Source organism: Streptomyces sp. SP18BB07, assembly GCF_036322545.1.
Taxonomy (GTDB): domain Bacteria; phylum Actinomycetota; class Actinomycetes; order Streptomycetales; family Streptomycetaceae; genus Streptomyces; species Streptomyces deccanensis.
Genome location: NZ_JAQYWT010000280.1, coordinates 65490 through 84675 on the forward strand (window position 1 = coordinate 65490; position 19186 = coordinate 84675).

The 19186-nt window shown below is 71.7% G+C and carries 20 protein-coding genes; 9 read left to right on the top strand and 11 right to left on the bottom strand.

Translation table 11 applies throughout. The features are described from left to right. Positions 1-34 precede the first annotated feature (34 nt). Positions 35-487, top strand: coding sequence for an SRPBCC family protein (locus PUR53_RS14510; RefSeq protein ID WP_329900892.1), 453 nt, complete (start codon positions 35-37; stop codon positions 485-487). A 40-nt stretch (positions 488-527) separates the two neighbouring features. On the opposite strand, the gene PUR53_RS14515 is transcribed toward PUR53_RS14510, so the two are convergent. Both PUR53_RS14515 and PUR53_RS14520 read right to left on the bottom strand, forming a co-directional pair. Then, a complete protein-coding gene (locus PUR53_RS14515) occupies positions 528-1256 on the bottom strand; it encodes a ribonuclease H family protein (RefSeq protein WP_329900893.1) in 729 nt (242 codons plus the stop codon). A 36-nt stretch (positions 1257-1292) separates the two neighbouring features. Next, entirely contained in the window at positions 1293-2102 is an 810-nt protein-coding gene (locus PUR53_RS14520) for a VOC family protein (RefSeq protein WP_329900894.1), read from the bottom strand. A gap of 195 nt (positions 2103-2297) precedes the next feature. Between PUR53_RS14520 and PUR53_RS14525 the strand changes: the two genes are divergently transcribed. From PUR53_RS14525 to PUR53_RS14535, 3 genes are all read left to right on the top strand, one after another. After that, on the top strand, positions 2298-2747 hold the full coding sequence (locus tag PUR53_RS14525) for a DUF6153 family protein (protein ID WP_329908496.1): 450 nt from the start codon (positions 2298-2300) through the stop codon (positions 2745-2747). 87 nt (positions 2748-2834) lie between these two features. After that, the gene (locus PUR53_RS14530) at positions 2835-3512 is read left to right on the top strand and encodes a DUF3105 domain-containing protein (RefSeq protein ID WP_329908497.1); all 678 of its coding nucleotides are present in this window, start codon (positions 2835-2837) and stop codon (positions 3510-3512) included. Positions 3513-3634: 122 nt separating this feature from the next. Next, positions 3635-4603, top strand: a complete 969-nt coding sequence (locus PUR53_RS14535; protein ID WP_329908498.1) for an SGNH/GDSL hydrolase family protein — start codon at positions 3635-3637, stop codon at positions 4601-4603. A gap of 22 nt (positions 4604-4625) precedes the next feature. On the opposite strand, the gene PUR53_RS14540 is transcribed toward PUR53_RS14535, so the two are convergent. Continuing rightward, the gene (locus PUR53_RS14540; RefSeq protein WP_329900898.1) at positions 4626-5654 is read right to left on the bottom strand and encodes a TerC family protein; all 1029 of its coding nucleotides are present in this window, start codon (positions 5652-5654) and stop codon (positions 4626-4628) included. 159 nt (positions 5655-5813) lie between these two features. After that, the gene (locus PUR53_RS14545) at positions 5814-6293 is read right to left on the bottom strand and encodes a VOC family protein (protein WP_239750287.1); all 480 of its coding nucleotides are present in this window, start codon (positions 6291-6293) and stop codon (positions 5814-5816) included. Between the two features lie 221 nt (positions 6294-6514). Here PUR53_RS14545 and PUR53_RS14550 point away from each other — a divergent pair, with 221 nt between their 5' ends. Beyond that, on the top strand, positions 6515-7171 hold the full coding sequence (locus tag PUR53_RS14550) for an ATP-dependent Clp protease proteolytic subunit (RefSeq protein WP_329908499.1): 657 nt from the start codon (positions 6515-6517) through the stop codon (positions 7169-7171). Next, positions 7171-7773, top strand: a complete 603-nt coding sequence (locus PUR53_RS14555; protein WP_086799037.1) for a ClpP family protease — start codon at positions 7171-7173, stop codon at positions 7771-7773. Before PUR53_RS14550 ends, PUR53_RS14555 begins: the two co-directional genes overlap by 1 nt. Before the next feature lie 19 nt (positions 7774-7792). Here the strand turns inward: PUR53_RS14555 and PUR53_RS14560 are convergent, their stop codons facing one another. Then, positions 7793-8146, bottom strand: a complete 354-nt coding sequence (locus PUR53_RS14560) for a helix-turn-helix domain-containing protein (protein WP_329908500.1) — start codon at positions 8144-8146, stop codon at positions 7793-7795. An 80-nt stretch (positions 8147-8226) separates the two neighbouring features. Next, complete coding sequence (locus PUR53_RS14565; protein WP_329900901.1) at positions 8227-8832, bottom strand: DinB family protein; 606 nt, start codon at positions 8830-8832, stop codon at positions 8227-8229. A 185-nt stretch (positions 8833-9017) separates the two neighbouring features. Here PUR53_RS14565 and PUR53_RS14570 point away from each other — a divergent pair, with 185 nt between their 5' ends. After that, positions 9018-10490: an esterase gene (locus PUR53_RS14570; protein WP_329908501.1), complete on the top strand. Its 1473-nt coding sequence runs from the start codon at positions 9018-9020 to the stop codon at positions 10488-10490. A 66-nt stretch (positions 10491-10556) separates the two neighbouring features. Here the strand turns inward: PUR53_RS14570 and PUR53_RS14575 are convergent, their stop codons facing one another. Then, positions 10557-11921, bottom strand: a complete 1365-nt coding sequence (locus PUR53_RS14575; RefSeq protein WP_329908502.1) for a DUF6777 domain-containing protein — start codon at positions 11919-11921, stop codon at positions 10557-10559. Positions 11922-12094: 173 nt separating this feature from the next. Here PUR53_RS14575 and PUR53_RS14580 point away from each other — a divergent pair, with 173 nt between their 5' ends. Then, positions 12095-13381, top strand: a complete 1287-nt coding sequence (locus PUR53_RS14580) for a streptophobe family protein (protein WP_329908503.1) — start codon at positions 12095-12097, stop codon at positions 13379-13381. A gap of 95 nt (positions 13382-13476) precedes the next feature. Here PUR53_RS14580 and PUR53_RS14585 read toward each other — a convergent pair whose 3' ends face one another. Next, the gene (locus PUR53_RS14585; protein ID WP_329908504.1) at positions 13477-14811 is read right to left on the bottom strand and encodes a lysine N(6)-hydroxylase/L-ornithine N(5)-oxygenase family protein; all 1335 of its coding nucleotides are present in this window, start codon (positions 14809-14811) and stop codon (positions 13477-13479) included. Between the two features lie 120 nt (positions 14812-14931). On the opposite strand from PUR53_RS14585, the gene PUR53_RS14590 reads away from it, so the two are divergent. Beyond that, complete coding sequence (locus PUR53_RS14590) at positions 14932-15879, top strand: methionyl-tRNA formyltransferase (protein WP_329908505.1); 948 nt, start codon at positions 14932-14934, stop codon at positions 15877-15879. Positions 15880-15921: 42 nt separating this feature from the next. Here the strand turns inward: PUR53_RS14590 and PUR53_RS14595 are convergent, their stop codons facing one another. The 3 genes from PUR53_RS14595 to PUR53_RS14605 all read right to left on the bottom strand — a co-directional run bounded on the left by PUR53_RS14595 (position 15922) and on the right by PUR53_RS14605 (position 19079). Continuing rightward, positions 15922-16860, bottom strand: a complete 939-nt coding sequence (locus PUR53_RS14595) for an ABC transporter ATP-binding protein (protein WP_443080304.1) — start codon at positions 16858-16860, stop codon at positions 15922-15924. Between the two features lie 4 nt (positions 16861-16864). Beyond that, entirely contained in the window at positions 16865-17974 is a 1110-nt protein-coding gene (locus PUR53_RS14600; protein WP_329908506.1) for a FecCD family ABC transporter permease, read from the bottom strand. Between the two features lie 64 nt (positions 17975-18038). Further along, entirely contained in the window at positions 18039-19079 is a 1041-nt protein-coding gene (locus PUR53_RS14605; RefSeq protein WP_329908507.1) for a FecCD family ABC transporter permease, read from the bottom strand. Positions 19080-19186: the final 107 nt, after the last annotated feature.

Below are 19186 nucleotides of genomic sequence, written 5' to 3' on the forward strand. Positions count from 1 at the left end.
ACCGCAACGAGAACCGATGTGAGGGAGACACCCGATGACCCAGATCGAGGAGTCCGTCGAGGTCCAGGTCCCCGTACGGACCGCCTACAACCAGTGGACGCAGTTCGAGACGTTCCCCAAGTTCATGAGCGGGGTCGAGCGGATCGAGCAGCGGTCGGACACGCTCACGCACTGGGTGACCAAGGTGGACGGTGTGCACCGGGAGTTCGACGCGGAGATCACCGAGCAGATCCCGGACGAGCGGGTCGCGTGGACGACCGTCTCCGGTGAGGCCCGGCAGGCCGGCGTCGTCACCTTCCACCACCTCGCCGAGGGGCGCACCAAGGTGATGCTGCAGATGGAGTTCCAGCCGGAGGGCACCGCCGAGAAGGTCGCCGACAAGCTGGGCGTGGTGAAGCGGCAGACCAAGGGCGACCTGGAGCGCTTCAAGAAGTTCATCGAGGAGCGCGGCCGGGAGACCGGGGAGTGGCGCGGCGCCGTCGTGTGACGCGACGCGCACGCCCTCCCGTGGCGTCCCGCCCGGCGGGCTACTCGGCCCCGGCCGTGGCCGCCGTGCGGCACTCCGGGTGGCCCCAGCCCTGGTCGTTCTTGGCGATGGGCTCACCCGCGGCGTACGGGCGGCCGCACAGGCAGCGGCCGGGGAACTTCGCCTTGATGGTGCGGGACGAGGACGCGGACGAGCCGGTACGGCCGCCGGTCCTGCCCGGCTTCCCGGACTTCTTCGCCGGTGCGCGGCGGACCGGGACCGTGTCGGGTGCGGCCGGCGGCTCCGGCGAGCCCAGCTCGGTGCCGGCGGGTGCCTGGACGGTGGCCGCCTGGCTCGCCGCGCGGTCGGCGAAGTCGTTGAGGCGGTCACCGTCGACCTGGTGGGCGGGGACGTAGCGGAACTCCACGGAGCGTCCGGCGAGCAACTCGTCGATACGGACCACGAGTTCCCGGTTGGCGACCGGCTTGCCGGCGGCCGTGCGCCAGCCGTTGCGCTTCCAGCCGGGCAGCCAGGTGGTGACCGCCTTCATCGCGTACTGCGAGTCCATCCGGATCTCGATCGGGACGGCCGGGTCGGTGGCCGCCAACAGCCGCTCCAGCGCGGTGAGTTCGGCGACGTTGTTGGTGGCCCTGCCCAAGGGCCCGGCCTCCCAGCGCGCAGGGATCTCATCGTCCTCGGCCACCACCCAGGCCCAGCCCGCAGGGCCGGGGTTTCCCTTGCAGGCTCCGTCGCAGGCGGCCACAACACGTTCCGACATGCGCTCGATCATGCCATGCCGCGCGTGCCCGTCGGTTCCTGTGTCCGCTCAGTCGACGTCCTTGAGTTCCGGCATCTCGCCGTGTGTGCGGGTGACGTCGATGACCGAGAACGACGCGCCCTGCGGGTCGCTGAGCGCGGCGAAGCGGCCGAAGGGGGTGTCCATAGGGCCGAAGCGCAGGACACCGCCCAGCTTGGTGGCCTTGGCGACCGCGTCGTCGCAGTCGGGGACGGTGAAGTACACGTTGATGTACGAGGGCACCTCGGGCGGAAAGTCCTCCGGCGTCATCTTCATCCGGCCGAGGAGCGGGCTCTGACCCAGGTCGAAGACGCGGAAGTCCATGTGCGGGCTGTCGGGGTCGTCCATCTGCTTGGACCGGTAGGAGAAGACCGCCGGGAAGAACGCGTCGGACTTCTCCGGCTCCCGGGTGAAGATCTCGGCCCACACGTAGGCGCCGGGCACGCCCATCGCCTCGAAGCCCTGGTGGACGCCGGCCTGCCAGCCGCCGAAGACGACGCCGTCCGGGGAGCGGGCCAGCAGCATGGAGCCGAACTCGCCGACCCGCATCGGCTCCATCAGCACGTCGCCGCCGTTGTCTCGGACCTTCGCGGCGGTGGCGTTCACGTCGGACGTGGCGAAGTACAGGCACCAGGCGGACTGGCCCTCCTGGCCGGGCATCGGCGGGACGACCGCGGCCACCGCCTTGCCGTCCGCATACGCCTGGGTGTAGTTGCCGTACTCGGAGGACGACTCGCCGAAGGTCCAGCCCAGGACCTCGCCGTAGAAACTCTTGGCGCCCTCGACGTCGCTGAACATCGCGTCGACCCAACAGGGCGCTCCCTCGGGGTGTGCGGCCATGACTGGCACTCTCCTCGGTTCGACAGGTGGTTTCCCCGGTCTCACGCTAGTCAGGACGGGTCCCGGTCGCGCGCCGAACAGGACGGACCGCGTGAAACCGGCATGAGTTCCGTGGGGCGGGGCCGCGGCTGTGCGCCGTCTGATAATTTCAGCGGCGCTCGCACTCTCGTTCGCCTCGACTCGTGAGGTGCCGCCATGTCCGGCCGACCGTTCCGACGTACGGCGCTGCCGTGCGCCCGGAGCCGGACGGCACGCCTGCTGCTCGTGGCCGCGCTGGCCCTGACCACCTTCCTGTTGTTCTGCGCGGGCTCGCCTCCGGGTGAGGCGCCCGAGCGGCACCCGCAGGCGGTCTCGGCGGGCCCGGGGCAGGAACGGCCGGAGGGGCGGTCGGCGGCGGGCCGCTCGGTCACCGCGCCGACGGGTCATGTGGAGCGCGACCCCTGCGGTCACAGTCCCGGTGAGCACGACTGCCACTCCCCCGACCCCGCCGCGGTGCTGGGCCAGATGCCGTTGCCGGGCGCCGACCACACCGCCGCGCCCTGGCAGCCCGCGCCGGCTCCGGCCGCGCTGGCGCCGCATGGCGCTCGGGAGCCGGGGCGGGCCCGCCCTCCCGACCTCCACCAACTGCAGTTGCTCCGCGTCTAGGCCGACCACCGGCCGTGAAGACACCACCTCAGACGACTCGCAGGACCGCCGTGCCCCGTGCGGGCAGGGCCGGGAGAAGGACACCCCATGGCTTCATCCAAGTCCAAGGCCAAGAACAACACACCGAAGGGCAAGAACAACAGCCCGAAGGCCCGAGAGGCGGCGCGGCGTGCCCGCGTGGAGGAGATACGCAAGGCGGAGCAGGCCCGTGAGCGGCGCATGCGGCTGCTCACCCTCGGTGTGACCGGTGTGATCCTCGCCGGGCTGGTCGGCGGCGGCTGGTACCTGATCGACGCCGCGCAGGAGAAGGAGGAGGCGAAGGCCGCTCCGGTCGAGGGCGTGAAGAGCTGGTCGAAGCTCACGCAGAACCACGTCGCCGAGAAGGTCGACTACAAGATGAGCCCGCCCGTGGGCGGCGACCACAACCAGGTGTGGGTCAACTGCGACAAGCAGGTGTACACCAAGGCCGTCCCCAACGAGAACGCGGTGCACGGGCTGGAGCACGGCGCCGTCTGGGTGACGTACAACGACAAGGCGGCCAAGGCGGACGTCGAGTCGCTGACCGAGCTCGTGAAGAAGACGACGTACACCTTCATGAGCCCGTACGAGGACCAGTCGTCGCCGATCGTGTTGAGCGCCTGGGAGCACCAGCTGAAGGTGGACAAGGCGTCCGACCCGCGGGTGCGGAAGTTCCTCGACAAGTACGTGCAGGGCGAGCAGACACCGGAGCCGGGGGCCGCGTGCACGGGTGGCATGACCCCGTGAGCTGACGGAGTGAGGGCGTCCGGCCGGATGGGACGCCCTCGTGGCCGACACGGGTCTTCCGCCCCGGGGCGGGGTGTGCTTGCCTGGGGAGCCGTTTCGGTGGACGGGGCGGGAGTCGCCGTATGCGCAAGCCGTGGATCGTGGGAGTGGCGGGGGCCGTGCTCGCCGGGCTGCTGCTCGGCGCGTGCGGGGATCCGGAGTCCGCACCGGACGAGGGGCCGCCGTCGGTCGCCGCACCGGACCCGTCGTCGACCACGCACCGGCGCGCCGCCACGGCACCCCCCGGCGACGCCGACGGCACGGACGGCACTGGCACCGGTGCCGGTACCGGCACGGCGAAGCCCGCGCCCCGGGTGCTCTACCTCGGGGACTCCCTCGCCATGGAGAACCAGGACGTGCTCGGCGACCTGTTGAAGGACGGCCTCGACGCCCGCTACACCAGCGCCCCCTACTCGGGCACCACCCTGTGCGACTACCTGGAGGGCACCGCCGACCGGTCGCTCGTCCCGCCACGGGACAAGGCGGCCGCGCTGGTGCGACGACTGCGGCCGGACTACGTGGTCCTGCAGTTCTGGGGGAACGCCTGGGACTACACGCCCTGCATGGACGGCGTCACCTACGGCGAGGCCCGCGCCGAGTACTTCCGGCGCTACACGGCCGCCGCCGAGCAGCTCACCGACCAGATCGCGAACGCGGGTGGTGAGCACCGGCCGACGATCGTGTGGGTGCTCCAGGGGCCGGACCCGATGACCCCGGACCGGGTCCGCCGGGTGAACGCCCTGTACGCGCGGCAGGCCGAGGCCTCCGGTGATCTGGTCGCGGACGCCGGGAAGGCCGTCAGCCCGGCCGCCGACCGCTACACCTGGACCCAGTACCTGCCGTGCACGGCCTACGAACGCGAGCACGACGGCTACTGCACCCAGCCCGGCCGGGACCGCACCGCGCTCCACCACGACAAGGACTACCTGCACTTCTGTCTGGCTCCGACGACGTCCAAGCCCAGGCCGTGCCCGGTCCGGTCCCCGGGGATCACGCGGATGGCCCGGGAGATCACCCGGACCATCGCCGACGCGCGTACCGACCGGTCCTAGGGATTTCGCTCCGGGCGGCCGCTCAGACCCGCTGGGACGTGGGCTCGTCGTCGCCCGTGCCCTCGCCGTTCGCCGCATCCGCCGCCGGCGTGGCGGCAGCCTCCGCCTCCTGCTGCTTCTTCGAGGCCCACAGGCTCGTCACCGTCGTCACCGCGAGGACCAGGACGATGAAGCCGAGGGAGAAGGGGATGGAGATCTCCGGGACGTGGACCCCGGACTCGTGCAGCGCGTGCAGGACGAGTTTGACGCCGATGAAGCCGAGGATGATCGACAGGCCGTAGGAGAGGTGGACGAGCTTCTTCAGCAGGCCGCCGATGAGGAAGTACAGCTGGCGCAGGCCCATCAGGGCGAACGCGTTGGCGGTGAAGACGATGTACGGGTCCTGGGTGAGGCCGTAGATCGCTGGGATGGAGTCGAGGGCGAAGAGGACGTCCGTGGAGCCGATGGCGAGCATCACGACGAGCATCGGCGTCATGACGCGCTTGCCGTTCTCCTCGATCCACAGCTTGGTCCCGTGGTACCGGTCGGCCACCCCGAATCGTTTCTCCACCGCCTTGAGGAGCTTGTTCTCCTCGTACTCCTCCTCGTGGCTCCCCTTGCGGGCGTCCTCGACCAGCTTCCAGGCCGTGTAGATCAGGAACGCGCCGAAGATGTAGAAGACCCAGGAGAAGCTGGAGATGATCGCCGCGCCCGCAGCGATGAAGATCGCGCGGAGCACCAGGGCCATGAGGACGCCGACCATCAGCACCCGCTGCTGGTACTGCGACGGCACCGCGAACTTCGCCATGATCAGGACGAAGACGAAGAGGTTGTCGACGCTCAGCGACTTCTCGGTGATGAAGCCCGCGAAGAACTCTCCCGCGGGTTTGCCCCCGCCGACGGCGAGCACGCCCAGGCCGAACGCGATGGCCAGAGCGATCCAGACGGCCGACCAGATGCCGGCCTCCTTGATCGACACATCGTGGGGTTTGCGGCCGATGAAGAAGTCGACCCCCACCAGCACGCACAGGGCGACGACGGTGAACAGCCAGGTGGTCAGGGTGACGTTCAAGGTTCCTCCGGGTAACAGCTGGTGCACAGGAAAGCCTCACCGCAGTCCTTTGCGTCCGCTACCCGGCCGAGGTAAAGAATCGCCGAAATCCTCGTGTGCGCCCTGGTGGGGCCCCATTGCGGAGGCCTCCCACCAGGGCGGGAGGGGGTGCGAGGACGGCTACTCGCCCGCGTACGCCTTGCGCAGGGCAGCGAGGTCGAACTTCCCCATCGCCATGAACGCCGCGGTCGCCCGGGCCACCTTCTGCGGATCGGAGTCGCTGATCATGTCGACGAGTTCGGCGGGCACGACCTGCCAGGAGACCCCGAACCGGTCCTTCAGCCAGCCGCAGGGGCCGGGCTCGCCGCCCTCCGTGAGGCTGTTCCAGTAGTAGTCGATCTCGTCCTGGTCGGCACAGAGGATCTGGAAGGAGATGGCCTCGGTGAACTTGAACTCCGGGCCTCCGTTCAACGCCACGAACTGCTGGCCGTTGGCCACGAACTCCACGGTGAGCACGGAGCCGGCCGGCTGCCGGGCACCCTCGCCGTAGTGCGTGACCCGGCCGAGCCGGGAGTTCTTGAAGACCGAGACGTAGTGGGCGGCCGCCTCCTCGGCCTGGCCGTCGAACCACAGGCAGGTGGTGAAACCTTCGCTGGACATGTGCGCCTCCTCCGGCGGGGTGTGTCGTCTCCTGTGTCGACCGATGCTGGTCCGGAAACTCATCGGTGGCGCGGGCACGGGATGCGCCGGGCGGGGGCGGGCCAGTGCCGCTCTGCTGTCGGCGAATCTGCCGTGGGCAGAGAAAGGCCAGGTGAGGGCCGGTTCTTGGGGAGGGTGGAGACAGCGGCCACCGTGGTCGCGTTCACCCAAAGGGAGGAACCGTGGCTCCACTGATCACCGGCCGGGCCCCGCTGCTCGCCCCGCGCGCGGAGGACGGCGAGACCCCGCCGTCGCGCTTCGACGACCATCTCGCCGCGCAGCTCCTCGCCCAGCGGATCGTCTTCCTCGGCACCCAGGTCGACGAGGTGTCCGCGAACCGGGTCTGTGCCCAGTTGCTGCTGCTGTCGGCGGAGGACTCGCGCACCGACATCAGCCTCTACATCAACAGCCCCGGTGGTTCGGTGACGGCCGGTCTCGCCATCTACGACACGATGCGGCTGATCCCCAACGACGTGTCCACGCTGGCGATGGGCTTCGCGGCGAGCATGGGCCAGTTCCTGCTGACCGTCGGCGCCCGCGGCAAGCGGTTCGCGCTGCCCAACGCGCGCATCATGATGCACCAGCCGTCGGCGGGCATCGGCGGCACCACCGCGGACATCGAGATCCAGGCGGAGAACCTGGAGTTCACCAAGCGGGCCATCGAGCGGATCACGGCGGAGCACACCGGGCAGACCAAGGAGACGGTCTCCCGGGACGGCGACCGCGACCGCTGGTTCACGGCCGAACAGGCCAGGGAGTACGGGATGGTAGACCGGGTCGTCGCGTCGCTCGACGACGTCCGCCCGTCCTCCTCGCGTCGACGGATGGGACTGCAGTGATGGGGACGTACACGATTCCGAACGTGGTCGAGCGGACCGCGCAGGGCGAGCGCTCCTACGACGTGTTCAGCCGGCTGCTGTCCGAGCGGATCGTCTTCCTCGGCACGGAGATCGACGACGGGGTGGCGAACGTCGTCATCGCCCAACTCCTCCATCTGGAGGCGGCGATGCCGGACCGCGAGATCTCCGTCTACATCAACTCGCCCGGGGGTTCGTTCACTTCGCTGATGGCGATCTACGACACGATGTCGTACGTCCGCGCGCCGATCTCGACCCTCTGTGTGGGGCAGGCGGCCTCGACGGCGGCGGTGCTGCTGGCGGGCGGGGATCCCGGGCGGCGCTTCGTGCTGGAGCACGCGCGGGTGCTGCTGGGGCAGCCGGCGAGCGGCGGCCGCCAGGGCACGGTCTCCGATCTCGCCCTGCAGGCCAAGGAGATGGTGCGGATCCGGGCACAGGTCGAGAAGGTGCTCGCCCGGCACACGGGGCGCGAAGTGGCCGAACTGCGCGCCGACATGGACCGGGACAAGGTGTTCACGGCGGAGGAGGCGGTCGGGTACGGGCTGGCCGACGAGGTGTTGAGCCGACGGCCCGTGGGGGTGTGAGGCCCGCACCCGATCCCGGTCAGGCCGCCAGGCACAGGCCGTTGTAGGAGGCCTTGGGCGTACTGCGGGTCAGTTCGCCCTGGGCCAGGGAGAGCAGGTCCCCCAGGCCGAGGCCCAGGGCCTGGGCGGCTGCCGCGAGGACCTCCGACGAGGCCTCCTTGCGGCCGCGTTCCACCTCGGAGAGGTACGGCATCGAGATGCGGGCCGCGTCGGCGACGTCCTTCAGCGTGCGCTCCTGGGCCAGGCGCTCACGGCGGAGCACGTCGCCGACGAGGTCGCGCCACAGCGGTTCCTTGGCGGGTGGGCCGGTCGGCGGGGCCGCGGCCGGGCGCAGGGGGATGACTCGGGCTTCGTTCGAGGCGTGTTGGCTCACCCCCTCAGCCTAGGAAGTCGGCGCGCCACGGGAAGGGGGTGGCGTTCCGCCCTGAGAAAAATCCCGGTCCGCGCCGGGTGTCACTGGCCGATGCGGCCGTCGATGCGTTCGCGCAGGAAGTCGGCGTGGCCGTTGTGGCGGGCGTACTCCTCGATCAGGTGGACCAGCACCTCGCGCAGGGCGATGGGTTCGCCGTCGTGGTGTCCGGTGACGGCCAGGTCGGGGGCGGCGGCCACGAAGCGCTCGGCGAAGTCGACCTCGGCGCGCCAGGTCCGCCAGGCGTCGGCGACGGCCTCGGGGTCGGCCACGGCCTCGTTGAAGTCCCCGTCGGGGTCCTCGCCGGCGCGGTAGTGGCGAGGCTCCGGCCGGCCCGCCAACGCCTCGCGGAACCAGTACTGTTCCACGCCGGCCAGGTGGCGCACGAGTCCGAGCAGCGACATGTTCGACGGCGGCACCGAGCGGCGGGCCAGCGCCTCGGCGTCGAGGCCCGCGCACTTCAGCTCCAGGGTGAGCCGCTGGTTGCGGAGGTATCCGACGAGCGTGGCCCGTTCCCCTTCGAAGCCGCCCTCGGCACGCGGGTCCCCTTCGGGGCCGACGAACCGGTCACCCCACCCGGGCTGCCGCTCGGGCAGGGGCTGTTCGTGCTGGGGCTGTGCGTCGGGCCGCGTGTCGCGTAGGTCGGTCATGCGCAGGAGCATCGGCGCTCACCGGGTGGGAGCGCCACCTCTTTTCCCCCGGCCGGTCCTTGCTGTCGCTCCAGGCCGTGCAACCCTTCCCCGTTCTCCACGGTCGAACAGGACGCCGGACAAGGAACGGGCCCTTTCCGGACACCCCCGCGCTGCCCGGCCGTTCCTACTCTTTGGAGCCGTACATGCGCAAGAACCGTTCGGCTGCCCTCGCGGCGGCCACCTTTCTTCTCGTCTCGGGTGCGGCGGTCGTCGCCGCGCCGTCCGCGTACGCGGGGGTGCCCGGCAGTACCCAGGCCAGTGACCGCAACGCCGACTTCAACGGCGACGGCTACGAGGACGTGCTGATCGGCGCGCCCGGCGCCACGGTCAGCGGCAAGAGCGGCGCGGGGCTGGTGACCGTGCAGTACGGCTCGGCCAGAGGCATCGGCACGAGCGACGTGGCCCGGTTCAGCCAGTCGACGTCGGGGGTCGCGGGCGCGGCCGAGGCCGGCGACGGCTTCGGCCGGGCGGTGGCGACCGGTGACCTGGACGGCGACGGGTTCGACGACGCGGTGGTCGGCATCCCCGGCGAGGACCTCGGCACCGTGAAGGACGCGGGCGGCGTGGCCATCCTGTGGGGTTCGAAGGCCGGGCTGAAGGGCTCCGCGAGCGACTGGCTGGAGACCCAGGAGCCCGCCGCCGGGGAGCGGTTCGGCCTCGGCCTCGCCGCCGCGCGCTTCACCGCCGAGACGGAGGGCGACCTCCTCGCCGTCCTCGACGGGTACGACGTGGAGCTGTTCGCGTACGACGAGGCGGCCCGCGCCTCGATGCGCCACGAGGCCACCCGGCGGGTCGACCCGAAGTCCGCCGAGGCCCGCCAGATCGCCGCCAAGTCCCTGACCACCGGCGACTACGACAGGAACGGCTTCGCCGACCTCGTCGTCTCGGGGCTCAGCGTCGGGGACGAACCCGGTCACGGCTGGTCGACCTATCTGTCGGGGAACGCCGACGGGCTGAAGTACGAGCGTGATCTGCGGGGCGGTCCGGTGGCGGCGTCCGGCGACATCAACGGTGACGGGTACGACGACCTGGTGACGGGTGAGCCCAACTCCCCGGACGACCAGCCCGGCGAGACCATGACGGGTGGCCTGGTCGGCGTACGGCTCGGCGGTCCCGACGGGCCGGCGGCCGAGCCCGACTGGTGGGTGCAGGACTCCGACGGCGTGCCCGGTGTCGCCGAGGCCGGTGACGGCTGGGGGTCGGACCTGTCGGTCGCGGACACCGACGGGGACGGGTTCGCGGACGTGGCGATCGGCGCCGCGGGCGAGGACATCGGCGCGGTGCGGGACGCCGGCGCGGTGTGGGTGCTGCGCGGCTCCGCCTCCGGGCTGACCTCGGCCGGCGCCAGGTCGTGGGACCAGAACTCGGCGAACGTGCCGGGCGCGGCCGAGAAGGGCGACAAGTGGGGCGCACAGGTCCGGCTGACCGACCCGAACGGCGACGGCCGCTTCGGGCTGCTGGCCGCCGCGCCGGGTGAGAACACCGTCGACGGGCACGTCTGGGTGCTCTCGGCGGGCGCGGGCGGGATCACGGCGTCGGGGTCATGGACGTACAACGCCGCCTCGCTCGGTGCGCCCTCCGTGGACGCGCTGTTCGGGTCGGCCATCGACGAGTGAGACGGACGGCCCGGGGGCTGCCGGACGGCACGGGTCGGCAGCCCCCTGGGCCGCCCGGCGGGCCGGTCACGAGTTCGGGTCGGCCGGCTCCGGGATGTCGTGGAGGGACGCCGACCCGCTCGTCGTCGTGTCGTCCGGCGGCGAGTCGGCGGTCTCGGGGCTCTCCGGCTCCGGCGCGGGGGTCAGGGTCTCCGTCGGTGCGGAGGTGGAGGGCGTCACCGAGGACGACGAGGGGCACGGACTGGCGGTCTCGTCGTCCGCGGCTCCGGCCGGGGTCGAGGGACACGGTTCGGGCGACTCGGTGGGCGGTTCCTCCGAGAACGACGTGGACGCCGACGGGGAGGGCTGGTCGACGGGCGGGGTGGTCTTCTTGTCCTTGCCCCCGGTGTCGCCGGAGGGGCGGGTGAACCAGTCGTCGCGCTCAGGGTCGTAGAGGACGAACACGTTGATGATCACCGTCGACGGCTCGACCACCACCACGTTCTGCGGCCGGTACGACGGCCAGGAGTCGCCCTTCGGCTCCGGTGTGGTCTTCAGGGCGACCGGCGGCTTCAGCGGGTTGCCGCAGGCGCACCGCACCCGGGGCACCCCGCGGTCGTCTACGAGGACGGCGGTGCCGGACTGCAGGACGGCCTGGTAGCTGGTGGCGGCGCCGTCGCGGTAGCCGTGGTTGGTGACGCGGGTGTCCATCCGCAGCTGCACCGGGGTGAGCTCGCGCAGATAGGCGGGTACGCCGGAGGGCTCGACGCCGGCGACGGCGGCGAACGCCTCGTTCTTGGCGGGGTTCGCCCGGAGCACCTCGACCTGCTTCTCGACGTCGCAACTGGCGACGTTGCGGGTGCCGCCGTAGAGGCCGGCAGCCGCGCCGTCCACGGCGCGGGTCACGTTGGCGGGGTCCGATCGGGTCGGTGTCGCCGTGGGGGTCTCGGGCGGGGTGGAGCTGTCCGTCGCGGTCGACTCGGTGAACGGGTCGGGGCCCGACTTGCCCGCGGCCTGGAGGAAGACCTCGCCGTCCGCCGAGCCGCCCGAGTCGTCGGAGCGGGTGAGGACGACGACCAGGACCACGGCGACGACGGCCGCGAGGACCATGAGGGCGATGCGCGGAGCGGACCGCCACCACGGACGACCGGGGCCCGCGGGACCCGCCCCCGAGCCGCCCGAGGTCCCGCCCGGCCCACCGGGCCCCTCGGGACCGCTGGGGCCTCCCGGTCCCTCAGGGCCGCCGGGTCCGCCAGGCCCACCGGGTCCGCCGGGTCCGCTGCCGGAGTCGCCTGTTCCGCCCTGGCCCGGGGCGCCGCTGGGCGGTTCCGGCGGACGCTCGACGCTCGGCCGGGTCGGGTCGTGCGGTGCGGGGCCGGGCTGCGACGGTCCGGACAGAGGGCCGGAGGGCGGGCCGGTCGGGCGGCCGGAGGACGGTTGGTCGGCGCTCACGGGGCTTCTCCCGCCGTAGGGGTTCTGCGGCGATTCACGCCGATGACGGCGTTTTGCTCCACAACAGGCCCATTGTGTGCTCTGGTCCCGTGCCGCCCGCAAGCCGAAGGCCGCGGCCCCGGGGCCGCGGGCTCGCCGCGCGGAGTGCTCCGGCCGTGCTTAGCGTGGCAAGAGTGAGTCCCCAGACCCTGCGTCCACGGCGGACGACGTCACCCGGGCGGGCGCCCGCCCGCCACGGCTGGCTCCACGCCCTCGCGACCGTGCTGGCCGGGCTGATCGCGATGATCGTGACGGCCTCGCTCGGACTCTGGGCGGCGGGCGCGACGGACCTCCCGGACGGCGCGTTCCCCCGGGTCGTCGCGGCCACCGTGGTGACGGCGGTCGGCGGCACCATCGAGCTCTCCGGCGACGCCGGGCCCCTCGCCGAGACGCAGGCGGGGCTGACCGTGATCCCGCTGTCGGTGACCCTCGTCGGCGCACTGGTGACGGCGGCCGGCTTCCTGCGGCCGCTGCGGCACCGGGCGGTAGCGGGAGCGGGCGAACTCGCGGGCTGGGCCGCCCGGATCGCCGTCCTGTGGCTCGCGGCGCTGATCGGTCTCGCGCTCGCGGCCCGCCAGAGCTTCGACATCCCGCTCGGCGACGTGGGCGACTTCTTCGGCGCCTCCGCCGACGTGGGGTTCGAGACGGCCATGGCACCGACCGTGTTCTTCGGGCTGCTGTGGCTCGCCGGTGTGCTCGTCCTGGCGCTGCTGGTGTCGCGCGGCGCGCCGCTCCCGGCGCGGCTGCTGCGGTTCCAGGAGTCGGTGCGGCCCGCCGCGTACGCGATGGTGGGCCTGCTGCTGGCGTACGTCGGTATCGGGCTGGTGATCGCGGTGGTGGTGGCGCTGACCCGTGGGCACGCCGCCGAGACGGCCGCGGTGATCCTGCTGGGGCTGCCGAACGTGCTGTGGCTGGTCCTCACGATCGGGCTGGGCGTCACCTGGGACAGCCAGGTCGAGGGGCCCTTCGGGCTGCCGATGCCGAAGGTCCTGGACGAGGTCGTGCGCGGCCCCGACGTGTCGACGCTGAACCTGGGCTCCCTCGCCGAGTACGACGGCCGGGTGTGGTGGCTGCTGGTCGTGAACGCCGTGCTGCTGACGGTCGCCGCGTTCGTCATGGCGGCCCGTTCCCCCGCCCGGGTACGGCTGTGGCAGCACGGTGTGCACATGGCGGCCGCACTCGCCCTCACCGTCCTGATGATCTGCCTGGTGGGCCGGATCTCCGCGCACTACGGACTGTCGGTCCTCGGCATCGGCGACCTCGGCGGCGACCTGGGCGGGGAGCTGTACCTGCGGCCCCATCTGTGGTCCGCGCTCGGGCTCGCCGTGCTGTGGGGGCTCGTGACCGGGTTCCTGGGCGGGGTACTGGCGAAGGGCGTACGACGGCGGGGCGCGGTCGACCCGCACGCCGACCACCGGTAGCGGGGGTCCGGACCGCCCGCCCCCACACACACGGCGGCGAACGGTCTCCCTGCATGCGCAACGCCCGGCCCGGCGGGCGAACCCCGGCCGGTCGGTCAGCCCTGCGGCGCTGCCGGGGCTGTCGCGCGGCGGGCAAGGAGGGAAGCGCAGATCTCCCCGGCGCGTACGGCGGTGGTGGACAGGAGGGTCGAGGTGAGGCCGTGGGTGTGTTCGGTGCCGCCCTGCAGATAGATGTCGGCGGTGACGTTGGGGTTGGTGGTGACCCGGTGGTCGCGGCCGACCATGAGGGCGTCCTCGTCGTCGCGCAGGCAGAGTTTGCCGATCTCGCCCAGGTTGTCGCCGACGCCCTGGGGCCGGTAGCCGGTGGCGTAGACGAGGAGGTCGGCGGAGAGGATCTCGCGCTCCCCCGTCGGCAGGAACTCCACGGTCACCTTGACGTCCTCGGTGCCGGCCTCGACCTCGCGCAGCCGGGAGACGTTCATCATCCGCAGCCGCTCCCGGCCCTGGACCTTCTCCTGGTACATGGCCCGGGACAGGGACTCGATCAGGTCCATGTCCACGACGGAGTAGTTGGTGCTGCGGTGGTAGTCGAACAGCGACTGCTTCACCTCGCGGGGCGCGCCGTAGTACAGGTCGACGGCCTCGGGGTCGAAGATCTTGTTGGCGAAGGGGCTGTCGTCGGCGGGCGTGTAGCCGTACTTGGCGAAGACCGAGCAGATCTCGGCCTCGGGGAAGCTGCGGTGGAGGTAGTCCACGGCCTCCGCCGCGCTCTGGCCCGCGCCGAGGACGACCGCGCGGCGCACCGGCTGTCCGGAGCGCACGACCTGGTCGACGCGGGGCAGCAACTGACTGTTGTGCCACACCCGTTCGGAGAGGGCGGCGCCGGGCGGGAGGTGGGGTTCCAGGCCGGTGGCCACGCAGATGCTGCGGGTCCGGCGGACGGTCAGGCTGTCCGGGTCGCCGGGAGTGCGGCTGGTGACGTCGAAGTAGCGGATCTCGCCGTCCCGGGTGACGGGGCGTACGGAGACGACTTCGGCGGAGTACTCGACGAGGTGCTCGACACGGGCGGCCGCCCACTCGAAATAGTCGTGGAACTCGATGCGCAGCGGGAAGAGGGTCTTCAGGTTGAGGAAGTCGACGAGTCGGCCGCGATCGCGCAGGTAGCACAGGAAGCTGAAGTCGCTGGTGGGGTCACGCATCGTCACCAGGTCCTTCAGGAAGGACACTTGCATGGTGGCGTCGTCGATGAGCATGCCCCGGTGCCATCCGAACCGGGGTTGTCTCTCCAGGAATCCGACCCGGAGTCCGTCCTCGGTGCCGGAGGCCGCGGAGTGTTCGTGCAGTGCGATGGCGAGCGCGAGATTGGATGGGCCGAAGCCGATCCCCAGTACGTCGTAGATGGAATCCGCCCCGGTGTGCAGCGTCGTCACCGCGTCATCTGCCTTTCATAGAAGGGGTCACAGAGTTTCCCAAGCCGGAACACAGCCTCCCCCAGCAGAGCCATGTTAGATAAGGTAAGCCTTACCTAGCAACGGCTGAGGAGGGCTCATATGCGGGTCGTCATGTTCGGGTACCAGACCTGGGGACACCGGACGCTGCAGGCACTGCTGAATTCCGAACACGAGGTGGTGCTGGCGGTCACCCATCCGAAGAGCGACCACGCGTACGAGAAGATCTGGAGCGACTCGGTCGCCGACCTGGCCGAACAGCACGACGTACCGGTGCTGTTGCGCAACCGGCCGGACGACGACGAGTTGCTGCGGGCGCTCAAGGAGGCCGAGCCCGATCTCATCGTGGCGAACAACTGGCGCACCTGGCTGCCGCCGGAGATCTTCGATCTGCCGCCGCACGGCACCCTGAACATCCATGACTCCCTGCTCCCGACCTACGCGGGTTTCTCCCCGCTCATCTGGGCGCTCATCAACGGCGAGCCGGAGGTCGGTGTCACGGCCCACCGCATGGACGCCGAACTCGACATGGGCGACGTGCTGTTGCAGCGTTCCGTGCCGGTCGGACCGCAGGACACGGCGACGGACCTGTTCCACCGCACGGTCGATCTGATCGGCCCGCTCGTCACCGAGTCGCTCGACCTCATCGCCTCCGGCGAGGCCGTGTGGACACCCCAGGACCGCTCCCGGTCGAGCTTCTTCCACAAGCGGTCCCCGGAGGACAGCCGGATCGACTGGACCTGGCCCGCCGAGGACCTGGAGCGGTTCGTCCGGGCCCAGTCCGACCCGTATCCCAACGCCTTCACCCACCACCGAGGCCAGCGCCTCCGGATCGTCTCCGCCGCCGTCTCCGAGGGCCGCTACGGGGGCACTCCGGGCCGGATCTTCATCCGGGAGGGGGACGGTGTCGTGATCGTCGCCGGTGCGCAGGCGCGCTCCGGGCGGCTGCCGGGGCTGGTGGTCAAGCGGGTGCGGACGGAGGACGGCACGGAACTCGCGGCGACGGACTACTTCCGCACGATGGGCGGTTATCTGACGGACCGTCCGTGACTCTCCCGGGCCCCGTGTCAGCGGGGCACCGCCGGCCGTACGTCAGCCGGCGGTGCCCGCCACGGGCACCGCGTCGGCGTCGGCGTCCGCGCCCTCGCCATCGTGGTGACGGCCCATCGGAATCACCAGGGGCGTACGGCTGACGGGGTCCTCCCCGACCACGCAGCGCAGCCCGAAGACGTCCTCGACCGTCCTGGCGGTGATGACGTCGGCCGGGGCGCCCTCGGCGGCGATGCGTCCGCCCTTCATGGCGATGATGTGGTCGGCGTACCGGCATGCCTGGTTGAGGTCATGCAGGACCATCACGACGGTGCGGCCCTGGTGCCGGTTGAGATCGGTGACCAGGTCCAGGACGTCGATCTGGTGGGCGAGGTCCAGGTAGGTCGTCGGCTCGTCCAGCAGCATCACGGGGGTGCCCTGGGCGACGGCCATGGCGATCCAGGCGCGTTGCCGCTGTCCGCCGGAGAGTTCGTCGACGGGACGGTGGGCGAGGTCGGTCATGGCGGTGGCCCTGAGCGCCTCGTGCACGGCCTCCTCGTCGCTGCGGGACCACTGCCGCCACCAGGTCTGGTGCGGGGAACGGCCGCGCCCCACCAGGTCGATGACGGTCAGGCCCTCGGGCGCGACGGGCGTCTGCGGGAGGATGCCGAGCCGCTGGGCGAGGACCCGGGTCGGGATGGAGTGCACCGAGCGGCCGTCGAGGTGGACGGCGCCCGCCTTGGGAGTCAGCAGGCGGGCCAGGGCGCGCAACAGGGTCGACTTGCCACAGGCGTTGGCGCCGACGATGGCGGTGACCCGGCCCGTCGGGATCACCAGGTCGAGGTCCTCGACGACGATCCGGTCGTCGTAGGCCAGGCGCAGGCCCTCGGCCCGCAGTTCGGGGCCGTCGGCGGGACCGCCGTCGCGAGAGTCCGCGAGGCCGTGGGCGCGGGCGTCGGCGCGGGCGTCGCGCCTCGTCGTCGGCTCGTCCTTCGATGACACGTCTTCAGCCTCCTGAACCGGCGCGGTTGGCGCGGATGAGCAGCCACAGCAGTACGGGGGCGCCGAGCACCCCGGTGACGACCCCGACCGGAAGCTCCGTGTCCGGGACGAGCTTGCGGGCGGCGAGGTCCGACACGAGGACCATCACGGCGCCGGTGAGCCCGGCGGCGACGGGTGGTGGGAACGGGGTGCCGGCCAGGCGCTGGGCGACCTGGGGCGCGGCGAGCGCCACGAAGGCGATGGGTCCGGCGGTGGCCGTGCCGAAGGCCACGAGGCCGACGGCGATGAGCAGGACGGCCACCCGGACGAGCTGCACCCGGGTGCCGAGGCCCTTCGCGACGTCGTCCCCGAGTTGCATGACGCGGATCTGCCGGCCGAGCAGGATCGCCGGTGGCACGAGCACGGCCATGGTGACGGCGAGCGGGCCGATCTGGTCCCAGGTCCGGCCGTTGAGGTTGCCGACGAGCCAGCCGAGGGCGGCCTGCGCCTGGAAGCGCTGGCCGCGCGCCATGAGGTAGTCGGTGAGGCTGGTGCAGATCCAGGCCACGCCGATGCCGACGAGGACGATGCGGTAGCCGGTGGTGCCGCGTTTCCAGGCCAGCGCGTAGACCAGCAGGCCGGTGACCGTCGCGCCGAGCAGGCCCAGGGCCTGGGTGCCCAGACCCGCGTCCCAGCCGAGGACGATCCCGGCGACGACCGCGGTGCCGGCGCCCTGGGTGATGCCGATCATGTCGGGGCTGGCCAGCGGGTTCAGCGTCACTGTCTGAAGGAGGGCTCCCGAGACGCCGAAGGCGATGCCGACGAGCAGCCCGGCGAGCGCCCGCGGCAGCCGCAGTTCGTGGACGATCAGCTCGGTGCCGGGGTCGCCCGTGCCCACCAGAGCCTTCATCACGTCGGTGAGCGGGAGGGCGATGTCCCCGACGGAGGTCACCACCGCGAACGCCAGGAACGCGGCGGCCGCGAGGAGCAGACACACCACCAGCAGCCGGGGCCGTACGACACCGGAGACGGGCGGGGCGGGCAGCCGGAAGGCGACGCGGTCGGCCGTGCGCCGCTTCGGCGTGGGGTCCCCGGCGCCCTTCGGGGGCGGCACGGGCGCGAGTTCGGTGGTCATCGGCTCACAGCTCCACGGATTCGGTTCGCACGGGCCCGCGTACGCCCGGTCGTGAGGTCATGGTTCACAGCTCCGCGAGACGTCGGCGGCGGACCAGCGCGATGAAGAAGGGGCCGCCGACGAAGGCGACGAGGACGCCGGCCTGGATCTCCGTCGGGCGGGCGAGCAGACGGCCGGCGATGTCGGCGGTCAGCAGGAGGCAGGGGGCGAGGACGGCCGACAGCGGGAGCAGCCAGCGGTGGTCCGGGCCGATTCCGGCCAGTTGGGCGAGGACGCGGGCGATGTGCGGGACGACCAGGCCGACGAAGACCACGGGTCCGATGACGGCGACGGCTCCCCCGGTGAGCAGGGTGACGGCGACGACGCCCTGGACGCGGACCAGGCCGAGCTTGAGCCCGAGCGACTTCGCGACGTCGTCGCCGAGGGCGAGGCTGTTGAGGGCGGGGGCGCAGGCGAGGGCGAGGATCGCGCCGACGGCCAGGAACGGCAGGACCCGCACGAGGACGGCCTCGTCCTGATTGGCGAGGGAGCCGGCGCTCCAGAAGCGGTAGCGGTTGAGCGCGTCCGGGTCGGTCAGGGCGATGGCGCTGGTGAGCGAGAACAGCAGGGAGGTCACCGCCACACCGGCCAGCGCGAGTTTGACCGGTGTGGAGCCGGACCGGCCCAGTCCGCCGAGGAGGTACACCAGGACGCTGGCGGCGAACGCGCCGCCGAAGGCGAACCAGATGTACCCGTACACCGATCCGATGCCCAGCACCCCGACCGACAGGACCACGGCGAAGGCCGCGCCGGCGCTCACCCCGAGGATGCCGGGGTCGGCCAGCGGATTGCGCGTCAGCGCCTGCATCAGCGAGCCCGACAGGCCGAGGGCGGCGCCGGTGGCGAGAGCGAGGGCGGTGCGCGGCAGGCGCACGGACCAGATGACGTTGTCGATGCGGGTGCTGGGGGCGTCGCCGAGCAGGGTGTGCCACACCTGGTCGAGGGGGACGCCCAGGGCGCCGAACGCCATCGACAGGGCGCACAGCGTGAGCAGGAGGACGCCCGAGAGCGCCAGCAGCAATACCGCGCGGGGGCCTTTCGCCGCCCGGACCGTCGAGGTCCCCACGTCTTCAACTTTCTTTGATGAGGCTTGCCTTAACTGTAGGGCGAGCACGGGGTGAACTGTAGGTCCTCCGTCGAATGCCGTCCCGTCCCGGCGGGTACCTCTCTTTG

Coding starts and splice junctions, on each gene's coding strand:
- PUR53_RS14510 (WP_329900892.1), top strand. CDS start 35: ATGACCCAGATCGAGGAGTCCGTCGAGGTCCAGGTCCCCGTACGGACC.
- PUR53_RS14515 (WP_329900893.1), bottom strand. CDS start 1,256: ATGATCGAGCGCATGTCGGAACGTGTTGTGGCCGCCTGCGACGGAGCC.
- PUR53_RS14520 (WP_329900894.1), bottom strand. CDS start 2,102: ATGGCCGCACACCCCGAGGGAGCGCCCTGTTGGGTCGACGCGATGTTC.
- PUR53_RS14525 (WP_329908496.1), top strand. CDS start 2,298: ATGTCCGGCCGACCGTTCCGACGTACGGCGCTGCCGTGCGCCCGGAGC.
- PUR53_RS14530 (WP_329908497.1), top strand. CDS start 2,835: ATGGCTTCATCCAAGTCCAAGGCCAAGAACAACACACCGAAGGGCAAG.
- PUR53_RS14535 (WP_329908498.1), top strand. CDS start 3,635: ATGCGCAAGCCGTGGATCGTGGGAGTGGCGGGGGCCGTGCTCGCCGGG.
- PUR53_RS14545 (WP_239750287.1), bottom strand. CDS start 6,293: ATGTCCAGCGAAGGTTTCACCACCTGCCTGTGGTTCGACGGCCAGGCC.
- PUR53_RS14555 (WP_086799037.1), top strand. CDS start 7,171: ATGGGGACGTACACGATTCCGAACGTGGTCGAGCGGACCGCGCAGGGC.
- PUR53_RS14565 (WP_329900901.1), bottom strand. CDS start 8,832: ATGACCGACCTACGCGACACGCGGCCCGACGCACAGCCCCAGCACGAA.
- PUR53_RS14570 (WP_329908501.1), top strand. CDS start 9,018: ATGCGCAAGAACCGTTCGGCTGCCCTCGCGGCGGCCACCTTTCTTCTC.
- PUR53_RS14590 (WP_329908505.1), top strand. CDS start 14,932: ATGCGGGTCGTCATGTTCGGGTACCAGACCTGGGGACACCGGACGCTG.
- PUR53_RS14600 (WP_329908506.1), bottom strand. CDS start 17,974: ATGACCACCGAACTCGCGCCCGTGCCGCCCCCGAAGGGCGCCGGGGAC.